This window comes from Sulfitobacter sp. AS59 (assembly GCF_038899995.1).
GTDB lineage: Bacteria > Pseudomonadota > Alphaproteobacteria > Rhodobacterales > Rhodobacteraceae > Sulfitobacter.
This window is the reverse complement of the sequence record NZ_JBBMQK010000002.1, coordinates 154,833-175,489: the sequence shown is the minus strand read 5'-3', so window position 1 is coordinate 175,489 and position 20,657 is coordinate 154,833. Positions and strand designations below refer to the sequence as shown.

The 20,657-nt window shown below is 58.7% G+C and carries 17 protein-coding genes; 14 read left to right on the top strand and 3 right to left on the bottom strand.

Annotated elements, in window-relative coordinates; genetic code table 11:
- Positions 1-31 precede the first annotated feature (31 nt).
- From folE2 to WNY39_RS05090, 4 genes are all read left to right on the top strand, one after another.
- Positions 32-1,126 (top strand): GTP cyclohydrolase FolE2, encoded by a 1,095-nt coding sequence (gene folE2, locus WNY39_RS05105; protein WP_341234263.1) that lies wholly within the window; start codon positions 32-34, stop codon positions 1,124-1,126.
- Between the two features lie 212 nt (positions 1,127-1,338).
- Positions 1,339-1,575 carry a hypothetical protein gene (locus WNY39_RS05100; protein WP_341234264.1) on the top strand — a complete coding sequence of 79 codons (237 nt, stop codon included), beginning with the start codon at positions 1,339-1,341 and terminating at the stop codon, positions 1,573-1,575.
- A 112-nt stretch (positions 1,576-1,687) separates the two neighbouring features.
- Positions 1,688-3,136 carry a TrkH family potassium uptake protein gene (locus WNY39_RS05095; RefSeq protein ID WP_341234485.1) on the top strand — a complete coding sequence of 483 codons (1,449 nt, stop codon included), beginning with the start codon at positions 1,688-1,690 and terminating at the stop codon, positions 3,134-3,136.
- Complete coding sequence (locus WNY39_RS05090; protein ID WP_342844599.1) at positions 3,136-4,737, top strand: 5-guanidino-2-oxopentanoate decarboxylase; 1,602 nt, start codon at positions 3,136-3,138, stop codon at positions 4,735-4,737. The genes WNY39_RS05095 and WNY39_RS05090 overlap by 1 nt, the downstream gene beginning before the upstream one ends.
- A 61-nt stretch (positions 4,738-4,798) precedes the next feature.
- Here WNY39_RS05090 and WNY39_RS05085 read toward each other — a convergent pair whose 3' ends face one another.
- The gene (locus tag WNY39_RS05085) at positions 4,799-6,598 is read right to left on the bottom strand and encodes a serine protease (RefSeq protein WP_342844598.1); all 1,800 of its coding nucleotides are present in this window, start codon (positions 6,596-6,598) and stop codon (positions 4,799-4,801) included.
- Positions 6,599-6,755: 157 nt separating this feature from the next.
- On the opposite strand from WNY39_RS05085, the gene WNY39_RS05080 reads away from it, so the two are divergent.
- The 8 genes from WNY39_RS05080 (at position 6,756) to glmM (ending at position 17,366) form a co-directional block, all read left to right on the top strand.
- Complete coding sequence (locus tag WNY39_RS05080; RefSeq protein ID WP_342844597.1) at positions 6,756-7,694, top strand: glycine--tRNA ligase subunit alpha; 939 nt, start codon at positions 6,756-6,758, stop codon at positions 7,692-7,694.
- Entirely contained in the window at positions 7,691-8,212 is a 522-nt protein-coding gene (locus WNY39_RS05075) for a DUF6446 family protein (protein WP_342844596.1), read from the top strand. The genes WNY39_RS05080 and WNY39_RS05075 overlap by 4 nt, the downstream gene beginning before the upstream one ends.
- Positions 8,213-8,299: 87 nt before the next feature.
- Positions 8,300-10,576, top strand: a complete 2,277-nt coding sequence (glyS, locus tag WNY39_RS05070; RefSeq protein WP_342844595.1) for a glycine--tRNA ligase subunit beta — start codon at positions 8,300-8,302, stop codon at positions 10,574-10,576.
- Between the two features lie 105 nt (positions 10,577-10,681).
- On the top strand, positions 10,682-13,204 hold the full coding sequence (locus WNY39_RS05065; RefSeq protein WP_342844594.1) for a putative PEP-binding protein: 2,523 nt from the start codon (positions 10,682-10,684) through the stop codon (positions 13,202-13,204).
- 127 nt (positions 13,205-13,331) lie between these two features.
- Positions 13,332-13,970: a cell wall hydrolase gene (locus tag WNY39_RS05060; RefSeq protein WP_341234271.1), complete on the top strand. Its 639-nt coding sequence runs from the start codon at positions 13,332-13,334 to the stop codon at positions 13,968-13,970.
- Between the two features lie 108 nt (positions 13,971-14,078).
- A complete protein-coding gene (locus WNY39_RS05055; RefSeq protein ID WP_342844593.1) occupies positions 14,079-15,002 on the top strand; it encodes a dihydroneopterin aldolase in 924 nt (307 codons plus the stop codon).
- 4 nt (positions 15,003-15,006) lie between these two features.
- Positions 15,007-16,023 carry a dihydropteroate synthase gene (gene folP / locus WNY39_RS05050; RefSeq protein WP_342844592.1) on the top strand — a complete coding sequence of 339 codons (1,017 nt, stop codon included), beginning with the start codon at positions 15,007-15,009 and terminating at the stop codon, positions 16,021-16,023.
- A complete protein-coding gene (gene glmM / locus WNY39_RS05045) occupies positions 16,020-17,366 on the top strand; it encodes a phosphoglucosamine mutase (RefSeq protein WP_342844591.1) in 1,347 nt (448 codons plus the stop codon). The genes folP and glmM overlap by 4 nt, the downstream gene beginning before the upstream one ends.
- A 124-nt stretch (positions 17,367-17,490) precedes the next feature.
- Here glmM and WNY39_RS05040 read toward each other — a convergent pair whose 3' ends face one another.
- Positions 17,491-18,417, bottom strand: a complete 927-nt coding sequence (locus tag WNY39_RS05040) for a DMT family transporter (protein WP_342844590.1) — start codon at positions 18,415-18,417, stop codon at positions 17,491-17,493.
- Positions 18,418-18,549: 132 nt separating this feature from the next.
- Complete coding sequence (ilvC, locus tag WNY39_RS05035; RefSeq protein ID WP_219578063.1) at positions 18,550-19,572, bottom strand: ketol-acid reductoisomerase; 1,023 nt, start codon at positions 19,570-19,572, stop codon at positions 18,550-18,552.
- Between the two features lie 135 nt (positions 19,573-19,707).
- Here ilvC and WNY39_RS05030 point away from each other — a divergent pair, with 135 nt between their 5' ends.
- Together WNY39_RS05030 and WNY39_RS05025 are read left to right on the top strand one after the other, a co-directional pair.
- A complete protein-coding gene (locus WNY39_RS05030; RefSeq protein WP_342844589.1) occupies positions 19,708-20,163 on the top strand; it encodes an Lrp/AsnC family transcriptional regulator in 456 nt (151 codons plus the stop codon).
- The gene (locus tag WNY39_RS05025) at positions 20,160-20,621 is read left to right on the top strand and encodes an Lrp/AsnC family transcriptional regulator (RefSeq protein WP_342844588.1); all 462 of its coding nucleotides are present in this window, start codon (positions 20,160-20,162) and stop codon (positions 20,619-20,621) included. The genes WNY39_RS05030 and WNY39_RS05025 overlap by 4 nt, the downstream gene beginning before the upstream one ends.
- Positions 20,622-20,657 lie beyond the last annotated feature (36 nt).

The following is a 20,657-nucleotide window of genomic DNA, read 5'->3' as shown; positions in this document are numbered from 1 at the left end:
TATAAAGTCCAGCTACCAAGGGGGGCTTATCATGAATGTCATCGCACCTGGGTCCACACAGCCTGACCGCGCGGCCGCCACGGCGGCGCTGGATACTTTGCGCGCTTGGGCGGCAGCGGCCAGTCAATCGGAGATGGACGCGCTGGACCCTGCATTGGCGCGGCTGTTGACCAAGGTTGATGATTACCCCGAATTCAACCGCATTTACCCCGACGATTTCGCCGTTGGTGATAATTACAAAGCAACCTTGCCGGATTTGCAAAACGGCCCGTCCAGTCTGATCCGGGGGGCCAAACAGCAGATCCAGCATGTGGGAATTTCGAACTTCCGCCTGCCGCTGCGCTTTCACACCCGCGATAATGGCGATCTGACGCTTGAAACCTCGGTGACCGGATCGGTTAGCCTTGAGGCGGATAAAAAGGGCATCAACATGTCCCGCATCATGCGCAGCTTTTATAAACATGGTGACCAGACATTCAGCTTTGAGGTCATGGAAGCGGCGCTTGATGACTATAAAACCGATCTGGAAAGCTTGGATGCGCGCATCCAAATGCGGTTTTCCTTTCCGATGAAGATCGAAAGCCTGCGCTCCGGTCTGTCGGGCTACCAGTATTATGACATCGCGTTAGAACTGGTTGAAATCGCAGGTGTGCGTAAAAAGATCATGCATCTGGATTACGTCTATTCATCGACCTGCCCCTGTTCGCTGGAACTGTCCGAACATGCGCGCGCCACACGCGGACAACTGGCCACACCGCATTCGCAGCGGTCGGTGGCGCGCATTTCGGTCGATGTGAAATACGACGCCGATTGTCTGTGGTTCGAAGACCTGATCGAGGCCGCGCGCCGCGCTGTGCCAACCGAGACCCAAGTGATGGTAAAGCGCGAAGACGAACAGGCTTTTGCCGAACTGAACGCCGCAAACCCGATCTTTGTCGAAGACGCGGCGCGACTGTTCTGCGAGCAGTTGCAAGCGGACCCGCGTATTGGTGATTTCCGCGTTGTAGCAAGCCACCAGGAAAGCCTGCACAGCCATGATGCGATCAGTATTCTGACCCAAGGCGACACATTTGCCGCCCAAAGCATCGACCCCAAGCTGTTCACCACGCTGTTTCACGTCGGGTAAATTCGCGCCTTAAATAGCCCAAGTTTTCACACTGCCCGCGTTTTGGGCGGTGTTTTGGTGCCTCTGTCGCATTTTTGGCAGTCTTTATGCTGCGGTGCAGCGCAATCGGGATGCTGCTATGCAGAATGGTCAGTTCTCATTCCGGCTGAACGCTATATATTGAAGTCAACAGAGCGTAACAGGCGGAAATGCCTAGCAAAGAAAGGTCTATCATGGCATATAGCAGCACAATTTCCCACACCGGTGGCTTCTCCCTGAAAACACCATTTGCAGCAATCGGGGCATTCTTCGCCGCCATTGGTAACGCAATGATCGCAGCCAGCAGCAACTCTGCCCGCTTGCAAAAGGTTGAGATGCTGAACGCAAAATCCGACGCAGAGCTGGCGGAAATGGGCATCAAGCGCGATGATATCGTGCACCACGTGTTCCGTGACCTGTATTACATCTAAACAGGTCCACCCCTGCAGAAAATGCGGCCCCGCTGACATCAGCGCGGGCCGTTTTCGTTTTCAGGTGTCCTGATCCTTGACACCGCCGCTTTGCCGCGCCAACGCTGCCCCTATGTTGGACATGCGACCAGTTGGATATGTGATCGGGCTTTTGCTTGCCGTGCTTGGCATCGCGATGATTGTGCCGATGTTGGTCGATATCGCTGAGGGGCGCGGCCACTGGCCCGTGTTTGTCGAGTCGGGATTGATCACCTTTTTAGGGGGCAGCATGATTGCGCTGGCCTGCGCCAATGGCGTCAAAGAAGGCCTGACAATCCAGCAGACATTTTTGCTGACCACCGGCGTTTGGGTGATGCTGCCGCTGTTTGGGGCCTTGCCGTTTATGCTGGGCGCGACCGAGGCACGGTTTGTCGATGCGGTGTTCGAGGCGATGTCGGGCCTGACCACCACAGGGTCGACGGTTTTCACCGGCCTTGATGACCTGCCCAAGGGGCTTTTGCTGTGGCGCGGTATCCTGCAATGGCTGGGCGGGATCGGTATAATCGTGGTCGCGATGGTGTTCCTGCCCGAATTGCGGGTCGGCGGTATGCAGATTTTCAAATCCGAAGCGTTTGATACCTTTGGGAAAATCCTGCCACGTGCGGGGCAGATCGCCAGTCAAATCTCGGTTATCTATGTCTGGCTTACCTTTGCCTGTACGCTGACCTATCTGGCGCTTGGGATGGAGCTGTTTGATGCGACGGTGCATGCGCTCACGACGGTGTCGACGGGCGGGTTCTCGAACTACGACGCGTCCTTTGGGGCGTTTTCTGGGTCAGCTGAGTATGCGGCGTCGTTCTTTATGATCCTCGCGGCGTTGCCCTTTGTACGCTATGTGCAGCTGTTGAACGGTCACCCCATGGCGTTGCACCGCGACCCGCAGGTGCGTGGGTTTATCATGGTGGTATTTGTGCTGGTGGTCCTGATCTTTATCTCGATCCAAGGGGTGTTTCCGCAGCATTGGGAACAATCCCTGCGCGAGGCCTTGTTTAACATCACCTCGATCATTTCGGGCACGGGCTATGCGTCGGTGGACTATATGCAGTGGGGGTCGTTTCCCATCGCGCTGTTCTTTTTCACCGGATTGATTGGCGGCTGCGCAGGGTCGACCGCCTGTTCGATCAAGATTTTCCGCTATCAGCTGCTGTTCGCATCGATCCGCGCACAGTTGCAGCGTATCCGGTCACCCCACGGCATCTTTACCCCACGCTATGACGGGCGCCCGATCAGCGGCGATGTCATGATATCGGTGATGTCGTTTTTCATGTTTTTCACCCTGACGCTGGGCCTTGTCGCGGTGGCGCTTAGCATGACGGGGCTGGATTTCGTGACCTCGGTATCGGGGGCGGGGGCCGCACTTGCCAATATCGGGCCGGGTCTGGGCGATATCATCGGACCTGCGGGTAATTTCAGCACGCTGAACGATCCGGCCAAATGGATTCTTACAGCCGCAATGCTGTTCGGACGGCTGGAACTGATGGCGGTTTACGTCATCCTCACCTTTAAATTCTGGAGAGCCTGATGGCCAAGACCACGACCGTGCAAACGCGCCCCTTGGGTGCGCAGATTTCGCATATGCTTAAGGATCGCGGGGTCGAGGTGATTTTTGGCATTCCCGGCGTGCACAATCAGGAAATGTACCGCGGGATCGAAGAATCCGGCCTGACCCATGTGCTGGCCCGCCACGAGCAGGGTGCCGGCTTTATGGCCGATGGCTATGCGCGGGCGACGGGGAAGCCGGGTGTGGCTTATGTGATCACCGGGCCGGGGCTGTGCAACATCATGACCCCCATGGGTCAGGCCACCAGCGATTCTGTGCCCCTGCTGGTGCTGTCTTCTTGTCTGGATGAAACCGCAGCCCGCAAAGGTCAGCTGCATCAGATGAAGGACCAACAAGCCGCCGCCGCGACAGTTTGTGACTGGTCCGAGGAAGCCCGCAACGCCAGCGCCGCCTATACGCTGATCGACCGCGCGCTGAGCGAATTTGCCACGCAGCGCCCCGGCGCAAAGCACATTCAGGTGCCCATCGGAGTGCTAGAAGCCTCAGCACAGGGCCATGCCCCATCCGGGGACAAAACAACCCGCCCCTTGGGCCCAACGCCGCAGGATATCGCAATGGTCTGTGATCTCTTGATGGCCGCCAAGCGTCCGCTGTTCGTTTTCGGCGGCGGTGCAAAGGGGGCAGGTGACGTGAATGCCCTGCTGCGCCGCGTGGGGGCTGCGTCCTTCACCACCTACGCCGGTCGTGGCGTGGTGGCACCGGATGCGCCTTTGCACTTTGGATCAACCTTGGCGCGGCCCGGCAGCGCCGATGTGATCGCCAGCGCTGATCTGGTGATCGCTGTCGGCACCGAACTGGCCGAGGTGGACATCTGGCGCGCGCATTTTGGGCACACAGCGCCCTTGGTGCGGGTCGATCTTGACCCAACCGTGCTGACCGACGGCCAAAGCGCGCAGGTTCAGGTGCAAGGGGATGCCGCTACGTTTGTATCTGGCTTGTGCGAGATGGGCATTGATCGGCCCCAGTCGGGATGGACCGCGCAAGAGGTCGCAGCCGCACGCGCGCGCTGGCGGTCAGAGATCAAGGCCGAGCGCCCCGGGCTGTTGCCGGTGATCGACGCCCTGAAAGCAGCGGTGCCCAAAGACGCGATGATCTATTCCGACATGACCCAATTTGCCTATGCCGCCAAAGAAGTGTGGGATATGGACGCGCCCGGCCACTGGCATCACCCCTATGGGTTCGGCACATTGGGCTATGCGACCCCGGCCGCCATTGGTGGCGCGATTGGGCGGCCCGATGCGCCCACGTTGGCGATCATCGGCGATTATGGATTTCACTATACCATGCAGGAACTCGGCGCGGCGGTTGAGCTGGGCCTGTCGCTGCCCATCATCCTGTGGGACAATGGCAAACTGGGCGAGATCGAAGACAGCATGGTCCGTGCACAGATCGCGCCAAACGCAGTCGTCGCGCATAATCCGGATTTCTGTAAACTGGCCGAGGCCTTTGGTGCCTTGTCGGCGGCCCCCAAGACGCTGAATGATCTGCCGAAGGTTCTAAATGAAGCGTTCAGCGCCGGTCGCCCGACGCTGATTTATCTCACACCTGACATCACGGGCTAAGACGTTTTCTTTGAAGAAAACGGGCCGGAATTTTTGAAAATTCCGCGCCCCGTCGCCTGTGTTATTCCCAGCAGTTGACCAGCACGGTCATGCCTTTGGCCTTTGCGCGCAAATCTTCGGGGTGCAACGTGCCTGACCCTTGGGTCGTTTGCACGGCAATGCCCGCCTGTTGCGCAACATCGCTGATCTGCGCGGCATCGACGGCAAAGTTCACGTCTTCGGGCAGTTGCTGCGCGCCATCGTTGCGGGGCAACAGCATGCCCAACACCTGACCATTGCTGTCAAAAACGGGTCCGCCCGCATCACCAGATTGCGCGACAAGTTCAAGCCTGACGACATTATCCTCGCCCTGCAATCCGCGCACATCGGCCAGCGCGCCGTAGGTCACAGTCGCCGTGCCCAACACGCCCTTATAGGGAAAACCGGCAACCGCGATCTCGGATTGCAGACGGGGCAAAAGCGGGTTGAACATCGCAACTTCCATCGGTGCCAGACGATCACTGGGCTTGAGCAGGGCAATGCCATTGGCGGTGTCATTCACAACCACGCTTAGCTCCGTTTCATCCTCCAGCGTCATGCGACCACAGTTTTGCACCGCTTGCGATGTGGTCGCGATAATCCCCGCACCATCGATGAAAAAGCCCGAGCTTGAGAGCTTGGGCAGGCGCACCTGCAGGCCGGACACCAGATCAATCGCCTGATCGTCCCCACCACCCGCAGCTGCATCCAACACGCCGGGGATGCGGGTGAAACTTTGAGACAGCTCAGACATGACGCGGCGGCGGCGGTCTTCGTCACCTGCTGGCCAAACAAGGGTAAAGCCTTTGATCTCGCCATCTTCCAGCGACACTTGGGTCTGGCTTATGATGCTGCCGTTTTCCCCGATCAGCTCAAAGCTGTTCGATTTGCGTTCGCGCGGCCCGTCTTGGGGGACGATTTCAAGGGTCTGCATAATCTCGTAAAGACCGGCCAGCGTGTCTTGATCGCCTGCTTGGCTGACTAACAAAACACGCGCATCAATATCGCCCGTTGCGTTGTACTGCACAAATGGCGGCTCCAGCTTTTCAAAGGCCACAACTTCGGTGGGCAAGAGCATCTCGATACCCGCGTCCGCGTTGCTGACCCGCTTCAGGCCAAGGCCCTCCAGCACGGCGTTATATTGTTTGTTCAGCGCTGCACGTTGCAATGTGGTCAGCACGCCTGTGGGGTCATAGCCGTTGACGGCTTGCCAGTCGGTCATCGACCCGCGCGTGCCGCGTCCGAATGCGCCGTCAATAGCACCGTCATAGAATCCTGCCCATTGCAGCGCGATTTGCAATTGCTGACGTTCCTCGCGCGACAGCGCCCGCTCGCTGCGGCGTGCTTCCGATACCGTCTCGTCTATGGGTGGCTCGGGCTGGGAAATCTCTGCAACGGTGGGGGTCTCTTCGCTGACAGGGGGCAGCGTCGTCTCGGTAATGGGGGCTGCTGGGGCTTCGGCTGTCACTTCAGGCGCGACCGGGGCAATCAGGGGGATGTTCAATACATTCGCACCGACTGGCCAGAACTGCTGTTGAAACCGGCTTGATATCTGCACAAAGCTGTCACCGGGCACCAACCCCTCGCGGCGATACCGGCGCAGCAGTAATTCTGCATCGTCGCGGCGATAGGGGCCGACGACAATCGCATACCAGCCACCGCCCAGCGAAAACCCGTTCACATCTTCGATGTTATTGCTATAGGCCTGCGCCCGCTGGGTCGCGGCGGATAGGGTGGGCTGTGCTTCAACCTGAAGCCAAACCACGTCGTTCGCGGATTGGGCCATCAAGGAATAAGGGGTCAGAAGTAGGGTGGCAAACAGGGCCGCGATCAATCGCTTCATGGTGAAATTGCTCTCGTGCATTTAAATTCAAAGTAGATAAACAGGAACGCGGGTAAAATGCCATGGCCGTTGGGTATGAAATCATCATAAAGCTGCCAATTGACCCTTGGCCGAGCGCGCCGTAGGAAAGGCGCGCAGTAGTAAAGGCTCTTATCCCATGTCCGACCCGGTTCAGCGTCCCCGTTCCTTTCAGGAAATCATCCTTGCTCTCCAAACCTATTGGGCGCGGCAGGGCTGTGCAATCTTGCAACCCTACGACATGGAAGTCGGCGCAGGCACGTTCCACCCGGCAACCACATTGCGCTCCTTGGGCACCAACCCGTGGGCTGCGGCCTATGTGCAACCGTCGCGCCGCCCGACCGATGGGCGCTATGGTGAAAACCCGAACCGCTTGCAGCATTATTATCAGTATCAGGTCTTGATCAAACCAAGCCCGCCCAACTTGCAGGAACTGTACCTCGGCTCGCTTCAGGCGATCGGCATCGATATGGCACTGCACGATATCCGCTTTGTCGAGGATGACTGGGAAAGCCCGACCTTGGGCGCATGGGGGCTGGGCTGGGAAGTCTGGTGCGACGGCATGGAAGTGTCGCAATTCACCTATTTCCAACAGGTCGGCGGGCATGACTGCCACCCGGTATCGGGCGAATTGACCTATGGTCTGGAACGCCTTGCGATGTATGTTCTGGGTGTCGATCACGTTATGGACATGCCGTTCAACAGCCCTGACGCGCCGATCCCGCTGACCTATGGCGACATCTTCAAACAAACCGAAGAAGAATTCGCGCGCTGGAACTTTGACGTGGCCAATACCGAGGTGCTGCTGGATCACTTTGTCGAGGCGGAAAACGAATGCAACGCGATCCTGTCGCAAGAGGCCCTTGACCCCAAAACCGGCAAACGCATCATCATGGCGCACCCCGCCTATGACCAGTGCATCAAGGCCAGCCACATCTTTAACCTGCTCGACGCACGTGGGGTTATCTCGGTCACTGAACGCCAGGCCTATATTGGCCGTGTGCGGACCTTGGCCAAAGCCTGCGCTGACGCATTCGTTCAAACCCGCGCTGGCGGCTGGACCGAGGACGCAGCATGAACGGTAAAATCGTCGGCGGCGCTATCCTGGCCGCAGCTGCCATTGCGGGCATGACGCTCTATTACGTCCAAATCTACGGCTACTATCACGATGCGCCAACACCCGAAAACGGGGTCGAATTGGTGTCGCTTTCAACAGGCCAGCCTGAACCCATCGCGACAGAAAACTTTCGTGCCATTGACGCGGACAGCTCTCCGATCCGGTATCGTGCGTGTTTTGACACCACAGACAGCCTTGCCACGCTGTCCGAAACCTATGTGGCGACCGACAAGATCGAGCCGCGCAATGCGCCGGGTTGGTTTGACTGCTTCGATGCCAAATCCATCGGCGCAGCGCTTGACGCGGGTACCGCCCAGACGTTCCTAAGCCAAAAGAACGTCCACTTTGGCGTGGACCGCGTTGTCGCCATCACATCAGACGGTCACGGCTATATCTGGCACGAGCTGAACGATTGTGGCGAAAAGTCTTATGATGGCACCGTTGTCGGCGAAACCTGCCCGGAACAGCCCAGCCAATAGGGCCTTCTCTGGCTCTTAAATATCCTCGCGCGAAGCGCAAAAATTCTTAGCCGTGCTATGTAATGCGGCAACCGAAAGGTACCACTGATGCCCGACCTGCTGATTGAGCTTTTCTCAGAAGAAATTCCCGCCCGGATGCAGGCGCGGGCTGCGGATGATTTGAAAAAACTGGTAACGAACGGCTTGGTCGAGGCGGGGCTGACCTATGCCTCAGCCGCCGCATTTTCGACGCCGCGCCGTTTGACCCTGACGATCGAGGGGATGCTGGACGCCAGCCCGTCGATCACCGAAGAACGCAAAGGCCCCAAAGCCGATGCGCCCGAAAAAGCCATCGAAGGGTTCTTGCGCGGTGCCGGTCTGACCCGCGACCAGCTGGAAGAACGCGAAACGTCCAAGGGCAACATCCTGTTCGCGATGATCAAAAAGCCGGGCCGCCCCGCAGCCGAGATCGTGGCCGAAGTGCTTGAAACCACGATCCGCACTTTCCCATGGCCGAAATCCATGCGCTGGGGCACCGGTTCCTTGCGCTGGGTGCGCCCGCTGCATTCCATCCTGTGCATCCTGACGGCGGAGGACGGCGCGCAGGTCGTGCCCATGAACGTTGACGGGATCGAAGCGGGGGCCACCACGCGTGGCCACCGTTTCCTTGCCCCCGACACCATCACCGTCAGCAATTTCGACGACTACGCTGCCAAGCTGAAACGCGCCTTTGTCGTGCTGGACCCGGCCGAGCGTCGCGATGCGATCTGGCATGACGCGACCAATATGGCCTTTGCCAACGGGCTTGAGGTTGTCGAGGACGCTGGCCTGCTGGCCGAGGTTGCAGGGCTGGTCGAATGGCCTGTGGTGCTGATGGGGCGGATCGGCGACGATTTCCTTGATCTGCCGCCAGAGGTTTTGCAGACCTCGATGAAAGAGCACCAAAAGTTCTTTTCCGTGCGCGACCCCAAGTCCGGCCGGATTGAGCGTTTCATCACTGTCGCCAACCGCACCACCGCTGATGACGGGGCCACAATTCTGGCGGGCAATGAAAAGGTGCTTTCCGCACGTCTATCGGACGCCAAATTCTTTTGGGAAAACGACCTGCGCATCGCCAAATCTGACGCAGGGATGCAGACTTGGGTCGACCGTCTGTCAAACGTGACCTTCCACAACAAGCTGGGCACACAGGCCGAACTGATCTCACGGATGGAAGCACTGGCAGGCGAATTGGCCCCGATGGTCGGTGCCGATGCAGTCGAGGCCCGCGAGGCCGCACGGTTTGCCAAGGCTGATCTGTCGTCGGAAATGGTCTATGAATTCCCCGAGCTTCAAGGGCTCATGGGCAGCTACTACGCGAAAGCGGCGGGCAAATCCGACGCCATCGCCGCCGCCGCGCAAGACCACTATGCGCCGCTTGGCCCGTCGGACGATGTGCCAACCGCGCCGGTTTCCATCGCGGTGGCACTGGCCGAAAAGATCGACAAGCTGACGGGGTTCTGGGCGATTGATGAAAAGCCGACGGGGTCGAAAGACCCGTTCGCGCTGCGCCGCGCGGCGTTGGGTGTTATTCGGATTCTTTTGGAAAACACGGTCGAAATAAACCTCCTTAGCATATTCTCTGACTCCATCTATGAAATACAGAGAAAAGAACACGACCAGATTAGCCGCGAGGAACAAGATTATGAGATGGATGTTGCTCGCTACATGGGTGTTTCACTTTCAGGATTGAACGAAATTCGCAAAAAGACCGGGAGGGTTATTTCCGCGACTGAGAACCCTGAAAAGTTTAAGGAAAAAATGGATGAGGTTTTTGGCGATATAGATCTTTCTGATATTGATCTTATTGGAGTTGACGCGCGAAACCTCCTCTCCTTCCTCCACGACCGCCTGAAGGTTTACCTTAAGGACCAAGGCGTCCGTCACGATATCATCGATGCCTGCATCGCGATGGAGGGGAACGACGATCTAACCCTTCTGGTCAAACGTGCCAAAGCCCTTAGCGAAACGCTGAAAACCGATGACGGTGAAAACCTGATCCAAGGGTTCAAGCGCGCCAATAACATCCTGTCCCAAGCGGAAGCGGCGGATGGGGTCGAATACTCCTATGGTGCAGACATCAAATTCGCTGAGACTGACGAAGAACGCGCATTGTTCGACGCGCTTGATAAGGCCGAAGCACAGATTAATCCGGCGATGGCGGCGCAAGACTTTACCGCCGCCATGTCCGCCATGGCATCCTTGCGCGGCCCGATTGATGCGTTTTTCGATGCGGTTCAGGTGAATTCCGACAACAGCACCGTGCGGCGCAACCGGTTGAACCTGCTTAGCCGCATCCGCACCATCTGTTCCTCGGTCGCGGACCTGACCAAAATCGACGGCTAACAGTCTGCTTCTTTGGTCTGGCAGGGCGCATCAAGCCTTGCCAGACAACACCGAAAGCCTATGCTGCGGACAGACCAAAAAGGTGCCGCAGTGCAGAAAACGCCCATGACAACGCTGGTGACCCAGACCGCCCCCATCGCCACGGAAACCCATGGCGGGCGGGCAAAATGTTTGCAACGTCTGGTGCGTCTTGATCTGCCGGTGCCGCGTACGGTCACGCTGCCCTTCAATGTGGTGCACGAGATCGCGAATGGCCGGATGCCGGATTTGCAAGCTGTCGCGGATGAATTTCCCAAAGGGGCGTTGCTCTGTGTGCGCCCGTCCAGCCAAGACCCCGATTGGGGCGGCCCGGGGGCAGTGTTGAACATCGGTATGAACGATGCGCGGTTCAAAGATTACTGCGATCGCATGGGCGAGGGGCCTGCATCCGCGCTGTATACGCGGTTCGTGCAATCCTATGCCGTCAACATTGCGCGGCTTGACCCTGACATGTTCGACGATGTGATCGGCGACGGGCGCGAGGCGTTGGAACAATCCCTGCGCGCCTACGAGCTTGAGACCGAAGAAGCATTCCCCCAAGACCGCGTGACCCAGTTAACGGCGGTGTTAAGCTCTATGGCCCGCGCGTGGGAGGGCACCTCGGCACGGCTGTTGCGGCAGGCCAAAGGTGCGCCTGCGGATGCGGGGCTGGGGTTGATCGTTCAGGAAATGGCATTTGGTGTTGGCACGGGGCTGTGCGGGTCGGGCGTGTTGCAATTGGTCGATAGCGACACCGGGCTGCCGCAGATCACGGGTCGCTATCTAAGCCAGTCCCAAGGGCGTGACGCGTTGCAGGGCGATGCCGACGCGATGTATCTGACCCGCGATCCACGGGGGCCTTCGCTAGAGGAACACGCGCCGGAAGCCTTTGAAACGTTAAAGCAAAACGCCGAATTGATGAGGGTGCGGTTGCGCGCTGAAATGCAGCTGGAATTTGTGATCTCGGACGGAGAGCTGTTTATCCTCGACGGTGTGCGGGTGTCGCGGTCGTCACGCGCGTCGGTCAGGATTGCGGTGGCGCTGGCCGAGGAAGGTATCATTTCGCGTGAAGAAGCATTGATGCGGGTGCAGCCGCGCACATTGACCGAACTGCTACACCGGCAGGTCGATCCACGGACCAAGCGGGATCTGATCGGGCGCGGTATTGCCGCCAGCCCCGGTGCCGCGACGGGTAAAATCGTGTTTAACGCAAATGATGCGCAGGCCAGCGCGGCACGGGGCGAAAAATGTATTTTGGTGCGGCGCGAAACATCGCCCGAGGATATTCGCGGCATGCATGCGGCCCAAGCGGTGTTGACCGAACGCGGCGGGATCACCAGCCACGCCGCCGTGATCGGGCGCGGTATGGGTCTGCCCTGTGTTGTGGGCGCGTCGTCGATGACCTTTGATCTGGTCAAAGGACAAATTACCGCCCCCGATGGCCGTGTGTTCAAAGCCGGTGACGAGATTACGATTGATGGCACCAAGGGCGAGGTTCTGGCAGGGGCCGCGCAGATGCTTGAGGCGCTGCTGGATGCGACGTTCCAGAAATTGATGGATTGGGCGGAGGAGGCGGCAGATATCGGCATTCGCGCCAATGCCGACACCCCCGCCGATGCGCAGACGGCCCGCAATTTCAACGCCCATGGCATCGGTCTATGCCGGACAGAACATATGTTCTTTGATCCCAGCCGCTTGACCGTGATGCGCGAGATGATCTTTGCCGACAGCAGCGAAGAGCGTCGGGCGGTGTTGGAACGTCTGTTGCCGATGCAGCGCGATGATTTCATTCAGCTTTTCCGCATTATGCAGGGACAGCCCGTGTGCATCCGGTTGTTCGATCCGCCCCTGCATGAATTCCTGCCCGCCAACCGGTCAGGGCAGCGTGATCTGGCCGAAGCGTTGGATTTGCCCTTGTCCGACGTGATCCGCCGGATCGAGGCGATGTCGGAATATAACCCGATGTTGGGTTTGCGCGGCGTGCGTCTTGGGGTGACTGTGCCCGAGATTTACGAAATGCAGGCGCGCGCGATTTTTGAGGCCACAATCGAGGCCAGCCGTGATGGCGACCCTGTGGTGCCCGAGATTATGATCCCGCTGGTTTCGGCCAAGCGCGAGGTTGAATTGGTCAAGGCCAGCATCGACAAGATCGCCACGGATGTGCGCAACGAACGCGGTGCCACCTTTACCTATCGTTTGGGGGTCATGGTCGAAACGCCACGCGCCGCGCTGCGGGCCGGTGAAATCGCGCCGCATTGTTCGTTCCTCAGCTTTGGGACAAACGACCTGACGCAGATGACATACGGCCTGAGCCGCGATGACGCGGGGCGGTTCATGTCGACCTACGTGCAGCAGGGCGTGTTCCCCGAAGATCCGTTCCATATGCTGGACCAAGACGGGGTGGGCGAGCTGTTGCAACTGGGCGCATCGCGCGGTCGGGCGGCCCAACCGGGTATCACTTTGTCGATCTGCGGAGAGCACGGCGGCAACCCCGAATCGATTGCATTCTGCCGAGAAGCGGGATTCGACTACGTTTCTTGTTCACCTTTCAGGGTTCCCGTGGCCAGACTCGCGGCGGCTCAACTGGCAATTGAACACAAGATAGGGTAGTTTTTGGAATTATCACGTCAATATGTGGTATTGTTGGGCGGTTAATCGCGCAATTGCCGTGCTTAGGGTTTACGTAAGGGGCTGCATTGTCTAATCGGCGTCTCTGAAATTACCTGCGAGGCGCTCAATGCGTTATTCTACCTTCCTATCCCTTTGCGCTGCTGCGGCGCTGTCCATTTCGACACCATTGGCCGCTTACGCCAATTCTCAACAGGCCGAAACACTGGCCGAGATCGAGTCGAAAGGATTGCAAGCAGTCGGATCAGAGCGGCTGGAACGTATGATCGCAGAGAGTGCATCGGCAAACGAGATCGAATTTACCCGCAGCTGGCTGGCAGAGCAGCCAAAAGCATCTGGCGGCGAACAGTGGAAATGCTTGTCCGAGGCGCTTTACTTTGAAGCGCGGGGCGAGACGGTCAAGGGCCAGTTCGCTGTTGCCGAGGTGATCCTGAACCGGGTCAAATCCGATGATTTCCCCGGGTCGCTGTGCAACGTGATCCATCAGGGAACCGGCAAAAAGTACCAGTGCCAGTTCACCTATACCTGTGACGGCTATGCCGAAGTGATTTCAGAGCCGCGCGCCTATGACCGCGTAAGCAAGATCGCGCGCGCAGTGCTTGATGGCAAAGTGCCGTCGCTGACGGATGGTGCCACATATTATCACACCACTGCCGTTAGCCCGCGTTGGTCGCGTGTCTTTACCCGCACTGCGAAAATCGGCGTTCATCTGTTTTACCGTGATGGCGTGCGTACCGCCTCCAACTAAGCGCTGGCCGCCGTCGTCTTTGAGGTCTGGCCAGCCGCAACTGGCTTTGTTACATCCGGGTAAACGGTCTAGGATCGTGTTGACCGTCGAAACGTAAAGGCCCGCATGATGACCACCGACACAAGGCTTGCCTTTGCGCACCCGTCCGAGCGCGCTGCCGCCACTGCTGGGCCGGAACCTTTAGACCGTATTTCCCTGCGCGACCATATCGTCGAGGTTGAAATCGGTGCCTTTCAAGCTGAACGCGGTGTGACACAGCGCATATGCTTTAACATCGTGGTCGAGGTGCAGCCGTTGACCGGCCCTGTGGACGACGACGTGGATCGCATCCTGTCCTATGACCGCGTGACCGAAGCCATTGCCCATGAACTGTCGGACGAACGGCTGAACCTACTGGAAACCCTTGCCGAACGCGTGGCCGACCGGATTTTGCTGGAACGTCAGGCGATGCGCGTATTCGTCCGTATCGAAAAGCTGGACCGGGGCCCCGGTGCCTTGGGCGTTGAAATTGCCCGTGCCCGCGATGATGCCCCCGACGCGCGGTCCGAGGCCGCAGAGGTGCCGCACCCCGAATTGGTATATCTGTGCAATGCCGCAATTACCTCTCCCTATCTAACCGGGTGGCTGGACCAGCTTGAACAGTTGGGGCGTCCGTTGATCCTGTGTGTTGGTGCGTCTGATACGCCCGCCCCGCAGGTCGCGCATAAGATGGCGCAGCGGCGGATTGATTTGCTGGCGATTGAACAGAACGCATGGGTTTTGGCGTCTAAGGACAATCGATGTGTCGTTGTATCGACCCGCACGGAGCTGGACTGGGCGATGAAGAATGGCCAAACCAGCGTTTGGGCCCCGTCGAAAATCGTGTTGGACAGTGTTGATATCCCATCGGCACAACCGCGTGATGCGGTTGCTTTGGCCGCGTGGTTTGCCGCAACATTCGACGCGACAGAGATGCTGGTGTTCGGCAGTGACCTGCCCAAACAGGCATCCGTGCCTTTGCGCATGGTGGCTGTCGATCAGGAACAAATTTAGCGCCATGACCGACTATTTCAGACCGCTTGTTCAGATCGGGCCTGCACGCCCCGAAACGTCTGTACAACTGGCGGGCGGCTGGGGCTGGTTTACCCATGTGGAGGTCCTGTCACGCGACGCGCCAGCGCAGGTGATCCCGGCAAATGAACTGCCCGCAGATGTGGCCGACCGACTGACGGCACCACGGCCCCCCATTGCAGGCATGTCCTTGGACCGGCCCCGCATCATGGGCATATTGAACACAACACCTGACAGTTTTTCGGACGGGGGCCAGCACGAGGGCGTCGCCGATGCTGTGACCGCAGGGCTGGCGATGGCGCAAGCGGGCGCAGATATCATCGACATCGGCGGTGAATCCACGCGCCCCGGCGCGCAGACTACCCCGATTGAGGTCGAGATCAACCGCACTGCGCCCACGATCAGCGCCCTGCGCGCCGCCGGGCTGACCCAGCCAATTTCAATCGATACGCGCAAAGCGGCGGTGGCCGAGGCCGCCGTGGCCATGGGGGCCAATCTGGTGAATGATGTCTCTGGGTTCACCTATGACCCAGCCCTTGGCCCGTTTTGCCAAAAGCATCAACTGCCTGTCTGCGTGATGCATGCGCAGGGCGATCCCGAAACGATGCATCTGAACCCCAACTACTCAGACGTATTGCTGGACGTTTATGATGCGCTTGAGCGTCAGATTACCATGCTTGAGGTCGGCGGAATGGCGCGCAGCGCGATCCTTGCTGATCCTGGGATCGGCTTTGGGAAAAATCTGAACCACAATCTGGCGTTACTGTCGCGGATCAGCTTGTTTCATGCGCTTGGCACGCCGCTTTTGCTGGGGGCGTCACGGAAAAAGTTTATCGGTACTCTTGGCAATGCACCCGAGGCGAAAGACCGCGCGGCTGGGTCAATTGGCGTCGCCCTTGCAGGGTTGGCGCAAGGTGTGCAATTGGTGCGTGTACATGACGTGGCTGAGACCCGCCAAGCTGTTTCGCTTTGGCGTGCTGCATATTCTGGGAGTATTTTATGACGAAGTTATTTGGAACAGACGGTATTCGCGGCACGGCCAATGTCCACCCTATGACCGCCGAGGTCGCTTTGAAAATCGGCGCAGCGGTGGGCCGCTATTTCAGCAGCAGCCGGGGCGGCGCACATCGGGTTGTGATTGGCAAAGATACGCGGCTGTCGGGCTATATGTTCGAGAGCGCACTAACCGCCGGGCTGACATCATCAGGAATGAATGTCTTGCTGCTTGGGCCCGTGCCGACCCCTGCGGTTGGTCTTTTGACGCGGTCGATGCGCGCGGATCTGGGTGTGATGATTTCGGCCAGCCACAACCCCGCCACCGACAACGGGATCAAGTTTTTCGGCCCCGACGGGTTCAAGCTGAGCGATGCGGTCGAGGCCGAGATCGAGCACCTGATCGCCAATGGTGTCGACCTGATCCCCTCCGACAAGATTGGCCGTGCGAAACGGATTGACGACGGGCGGTTCCGCTATGTTGAGCGTGTGAAATCGTCCTTTCCGCGTCGCATGCGGCTAGACGGGCTAAAGGTGGTCATCGATTGCGCCAATGGTGCCGCGCACCGCGTGGCCCCCGAAACCCTATGGGAGCTGGGTGCAGAAGTGGTGCGCATCGGCGTTGAGCCGAACGGATTTAATATCAACGATAATTGCGGATCGACGCACCCTGAACGGGCGGCGGCGGCCGTGATCGAGCATAAGGCGGATGTCGGCATCTGTCTGGACGGCGATGCGGACCGGGTCATCTTGATTGATGAAAACGGGAAAGTCGGTGATGGCGATCAGTTCATGGCACTGATGGCGTCGCGTTGGGCGGCTGAAGAGCGCTTAACGAATAATGCGCTGGTGGCCACGGTGATGAGCAACCTTGGCCTTGAGCGTTTTTTGCAAGGCCAGGGCGTGCAGCTGGAACGCACAGCCGTCGGTGACCGCTATGTCGTGGAACGGATGCGCGAAGGCGGGTTCAACTTGGGTGGGGAGCAGTCGGGTCATATCGTCATGACGGACCACGCCACCACCGGCGACGGGTTGATGGCGGGCTTGCAGTTCTTGGCGGAAATGATCCGGTCCGGTAAGCCGTCATCGGAATTGTTGAACAGCTTTGATCCGGTGCCCCAGCTATTGAAGAACGTGCGCTTTGCCGCGGGACAGACACCATTGGATGACGCGCAGGTCAAGGCAGCGATTGCACAAGCCGAGGCTGATCTGGCCGGGCAAGGGCGTTTGTTGATCCGCAAATCGGGCACCGAGCCATTGGTGCGCGTGATGGCCGAGCATGAAGATGCTGCCCTGATGGCGCGGGCGGTGGATATGGTTGTCGACGCCATGACCCAATCGGTCCGGACCTAAAGGCGCGCAAAAGCGCATTCGATTTATTTGGGCGGGGTCGGGGCGGCGTTGTCGTGCCGGTTCAAAGGGTTGGTCCGTGTCTTGCGTGCGGATGCCTTCGGCGAGGATTTTTTGCCATTTGGAGTTAGGTCTGCGGGTTGGTGAACAACCTGCGGAGCGCGCCGTATTGGCTGAGCGCGACGCCTGCCAAAATCAGGGCGAGGGACCAGATGAGCGAGGCGGGCAGGGGTTCGCCCAGGATCAGCGCGCCCAGGCAGACGGACCATACCGGCACTTGATAGTTGACCAGAGACATGAAGACCGGGCCTGCGCTGCGCACCACCAAGACGCGCAGGAAATTTGCGGCGGCTGTCGGGACGAGACCGAGAAATGCGAGCACGCCTAGGATTTTGGCGGACGGTAGCGGTGGTAGCCCTTCGATCAGGAATGCGAGGGGGATTGTGATGGCGCTGGCGATGATGAGTAGGATCGTCGCAAGGCCGATGGCGTCGACTTGGGGTAGGCGGCGCATCACCAGGGAGCTGAGGGCATAGCAACTGGCCGCACCGAGACAGGCGAAACGGCCAGCGGTTTCGAAGGCGGCCCCTGTGCTTTCGAACGCTTGGGAACCGATCAGAATTGTGACGCCGATAAAGCCGATGACGAAGCCAAGTGTTTTGCGCGGTGTCATTCGTTCGCCTTGCACGAAGAAATGCGCCAGCGGCAGAATAATCAGGGCAACGGCGGCCATAGAGACACCAGCAAAACCGGATGTCACATATTGCTGACCCCACGCCAGCAGACTGAAGGGCACGGCAGAGCTGGCGGCACCGACGAAGAGCAGGGCGGTGATGTCTGTTTTGGTTGGTGGCACGGCGAAGAGATGGAAGCCGCGCAGGGACCAGATTGCGGTCATCACGAGGGCGGCGAGGCTGACGCGACTGGCGGCGATCCAGAACGGGGGCATGCCGGTGAGGGCGATTTCGGTGACCATGAACGTACCGCCCCAGATGAACGCCAGCAAGGCGATCATCAGCCAGCTGCTGGCGGTGATGTTGGGGGTGTTATGCATGGGCGACCTTTGGTGGGCAAAGCCAAGCTTTCGTCGCGGACTTGAGACCTGCAATGACGTGTCGTTTTAATGTTGGCCCTAAGGGGCGCGGGTAGAAAAGGCCCGGAGGAATACCCCCGGGCCTTTTGAATTTTAGTTCTTAGCTTTGTCGACCATTTTGCCTGCGGAAATCCATGGCATCATGTCGCGCAGTTTGCCGCCGACGATTTCGATCTGGTGTTCGTCGTTGGAGCGACGCGATGCTTTGAGTGTGGGCTGGCCCACTGTGTTCTCAAGCATGAAGTCGCGCACGAATTTACCGGATTGGATGTCGCTGAGAACATCCTTCATGCGGGCTTTGGTTTCGGCGTATGGCAGGATGCGCGGGCCGGAAACGTATTGGCCATACTCGGCTGTGTTGGAGATGGAGTAATCCATGTTGGCGATGCCGCCTTCATAGATCAGGTCAACGATCAGCTTGGTTTCGTGCAGGCATTCGAAATAGGCCATTTCGGGCTCGTAGCCGGCTTCGACCAGTGTTTCAAAGCCCATGCGGATCAGTTCAACGATACCGCCACACAGAACTGCTTGTTCGCCGAACAGGTCGGTTTCGCATTCTTCGCGGAAGTTGGTCTCGATGATGCCGGAGCGACCGCCACCGATGGCGGAGCAGTAGGACAGGCCGATTTCCAGCGCTTTGCCGGAGGCGTCTTTGTCAACGGCCACGAGGCAAGGCACGCCGCCGCCTTTGGAGTATTCGCCGCGTACGGTGTGACCCGGGCCCTTGGGGGCCATCATGATCACGTCAACGCCGGGCTTTGGTTCGATCAGGCCGAAGTGGACGTTCAGGCCGTGGGCGAATGCGATGGCGGAGCCTTCGCGGATGTTGTCGTGCACGTATTTTTTGTAGGTTTCAGCCTGCAATTCGTCGGGCATGGTGAACATGATGACGTCGGCCCAAGCGGCGGCTTCGGCGATGCCCATTGTTTTCAGGCCTTCGCCTTCGGCTTTGGCGATCGAGGCAGAGCCTTCGCGCAGAGCAACGACGAGGTTTTTCGCGCCGGAATCGCGCAGGTTCAGGGCGTGGGCGTGGCCTTGGGAGCCGTAGCCGAGGATGGCGACTTTTTTATCCTTGATCAGGTTAACGTCGCAGTCACGGTCATAATAAACGCGCATTGGGGCGTCCTTTCGGGTTCGTTGAAATCTGAGTGTGTTATAGCTGATGGATCGGGTGATGCCATTGTCGGATTATGAGTTTATTTGGCAAAATGAAGATGGTAATGCGTGATTTGGTAAAAATATGGAAAAGTCATGCTTGATGATGAGGATCGGCGCATTTTGCGTCATTGGCAGGGCGATGCAGGGCTGAGCCCGGGCGAGCTGGCAGATCGGGTTGGGTTAAGCCCCGGCAAGGTTGCGCGGCGCATTGTGCGCATGCAAGAGGCGGGGATTGTCGAGGGTGTGGGCATGATCGTGGATTGGGCCGCCCTTGGCTATACCGTCGAAGTGTCATTGCGGATCACGCTGGATAAGACGCAAGGTAATGCGTTTGATGCGTTTCTGGTCGCAGCACGCGCCGTTTCAGAAGTGATCGAAATACAGACGTTTCTGGGGCGTGTGGATGTGCGGCTGTCGATCATTGCCCGTGACATGGCACATTATCAGGCGATTTACCGCGGCAAGATCCTGACCCTGCCGCATATCGCCGACATTGAGGCGCTGATGCATGTGGCGCGGATCAAATCGGACGAGGCGCTGCCGCTATGATTCAGTTAGACGAGATTGACCATCATCTGATCCGATCACTGGCGCGCGACGCGACGCAAAGTGCGGGGGCCTTGGGGCGGCATTTGGGGCTGTCCCAGCCTGCCACATGGCGGCGGATCAAACGGCTTGAGGACGCAGGTATCTTGCGCGGCAAGCGATTGCGGCTGAACCGCGAGGCGTTAGGCTTTGGCGTGACGGTGTTCTTGGGCGTCAAGCTGGCGACCAAAGGGCGTGTGAGCCTTGAGGATTTTGAACGTGCGGTCAGTGCGATCCCCGAAGTGCAAACGGTTGAACATGTTTTAGGGCTTTATGATTATCGCTTGCGGGTTGTTGCGCGGGATCTGGCCGATTTTGAACGGGTCTTGCGGCGGCGGATTATGACCTTGCCGGGGGCAGGGGCGGTCGAGGCGAATGTGCTGCTGAGCGAAGAACGTCTTGCGGGGCCATTGGGCCTATAACTTTGGCAGGCGGCGCTGTATCTTGCGCTTAAAGGA

Bases quoted from the DNA above. Each gene is read 5' to 3' on its own strand.
- folE2 (WP_341234263.1), top strand. From the start codon at position 32: ATGAATGTCATCGCACCTGGGTCCACACAGCCTGACCGCGCGGCCGCC.
- WNY39_RS05100 (WP_341234264.1), top strand. From the start codon at position 1,339: ATGGCATATAGCAGCACAATTTCCCACACCGGTGGCTTCTCCCTGAAA.
- WNY39_RS05095 (WP_341234485.1), top strand. From the start codon at position 1,688: ATGTTGGACATGCGACCAGTTGGATATGTGATCGGGCTTTTGCTTGCC.
- WNY39_RS05090 (WP_342844599.1), top strand. From the start codon at position 3,136: ATGGCCAAGACCACGACCGTGCAAACGCGCCCCTTGGGTGCGCAGATT.
- WNY39_RS05085 (WP_342844598.1), bottom strand. From the start codon at position 6,598: ATGAAGCGATTGATCGCGGCCCTGTTTGCCACCCTACTTCTGACCCCT.
- WNY39_RS05080 (WP_342844597.1), top strand. From the start codon at position 6,756: ATGTCCGACCCGGTTCAGCGTCCCCGTTCCTTTCAGGAAATCATCCTT.
- WNY39_RS05075 (WP_342844596.1), top strand. From the start codon at position 7,691: ATGAACGGTAAAATCGTCGGCGGCGCTATCCTGGCCGCAGCTGCCATT.
- glyS (WP_342844595.1), top strand. From the start codon at position 8,300: ATGCCCGACCTGCTGATTGAGCTTTTCTCAGAAGAAATTCCCGCCCGG.
- WNY39_RS05065 (WP_342844594.1), top strand. From the start codon at position 10,682: ATGACAACGCTGGTGACCCAGACCGCCCCCATCGCCACGGAAACCCAT.
- WNY39_RS05060 (WP_341234271.1), top strand. From the start codon at position 13,332: ATGCGTTATTCTACCTTCCTATCCCTTTGCGCTGCTGCGGCGCTGTCC.
- WNY39_RS05055 (WP_342844593.1), top strand. From the start codon at position 14,079: ATGACCACCGACACAAGGCTTGCCTTTGCGCACCCGTCCGAGCGCGCT.
- folP (WP_342844592.1), top strand. From the start codon at position 15,007: ATGACCGACTATTTCAGACCGCTTGTTCAGATCGGGCCTGCACGCCCC.
- glmM (WP_342844591.1), top strand. From the start codon at position 16,020: ATGACGAAGTTATTTGGAACAGACGGTATTCGCGGCACGGCCAATGTC.
- WNY39_RS05040 (WP_342844590.1), bottom strand. From the start codon at position 18,417: ATGCATAACACCCCCAACATCACCGCCAGCAGCTGGCTGATGATCGCC.
- ilvC (WP_219578063.1), bottom strand. From the start codon at position 19,572: ATGCGCGTTTATTATGACCGTGACTGCGACGTTAACCTGATCAAGGAT.
- WNY39_RS05030 (WP_342844589.1), top strand. From the start codon at position 19,708: ATGCTTGATGATGAGGATCGGCGCATTTTGCGTCATTGGCAGGGCGAT.
- WNY39_RS05025 (WP_342844588.1), top strand. From the start codon at position 20,160: ATGATTCAGTTAGACGAGATTGACCATCATCTGATCCGATCACTGGCG.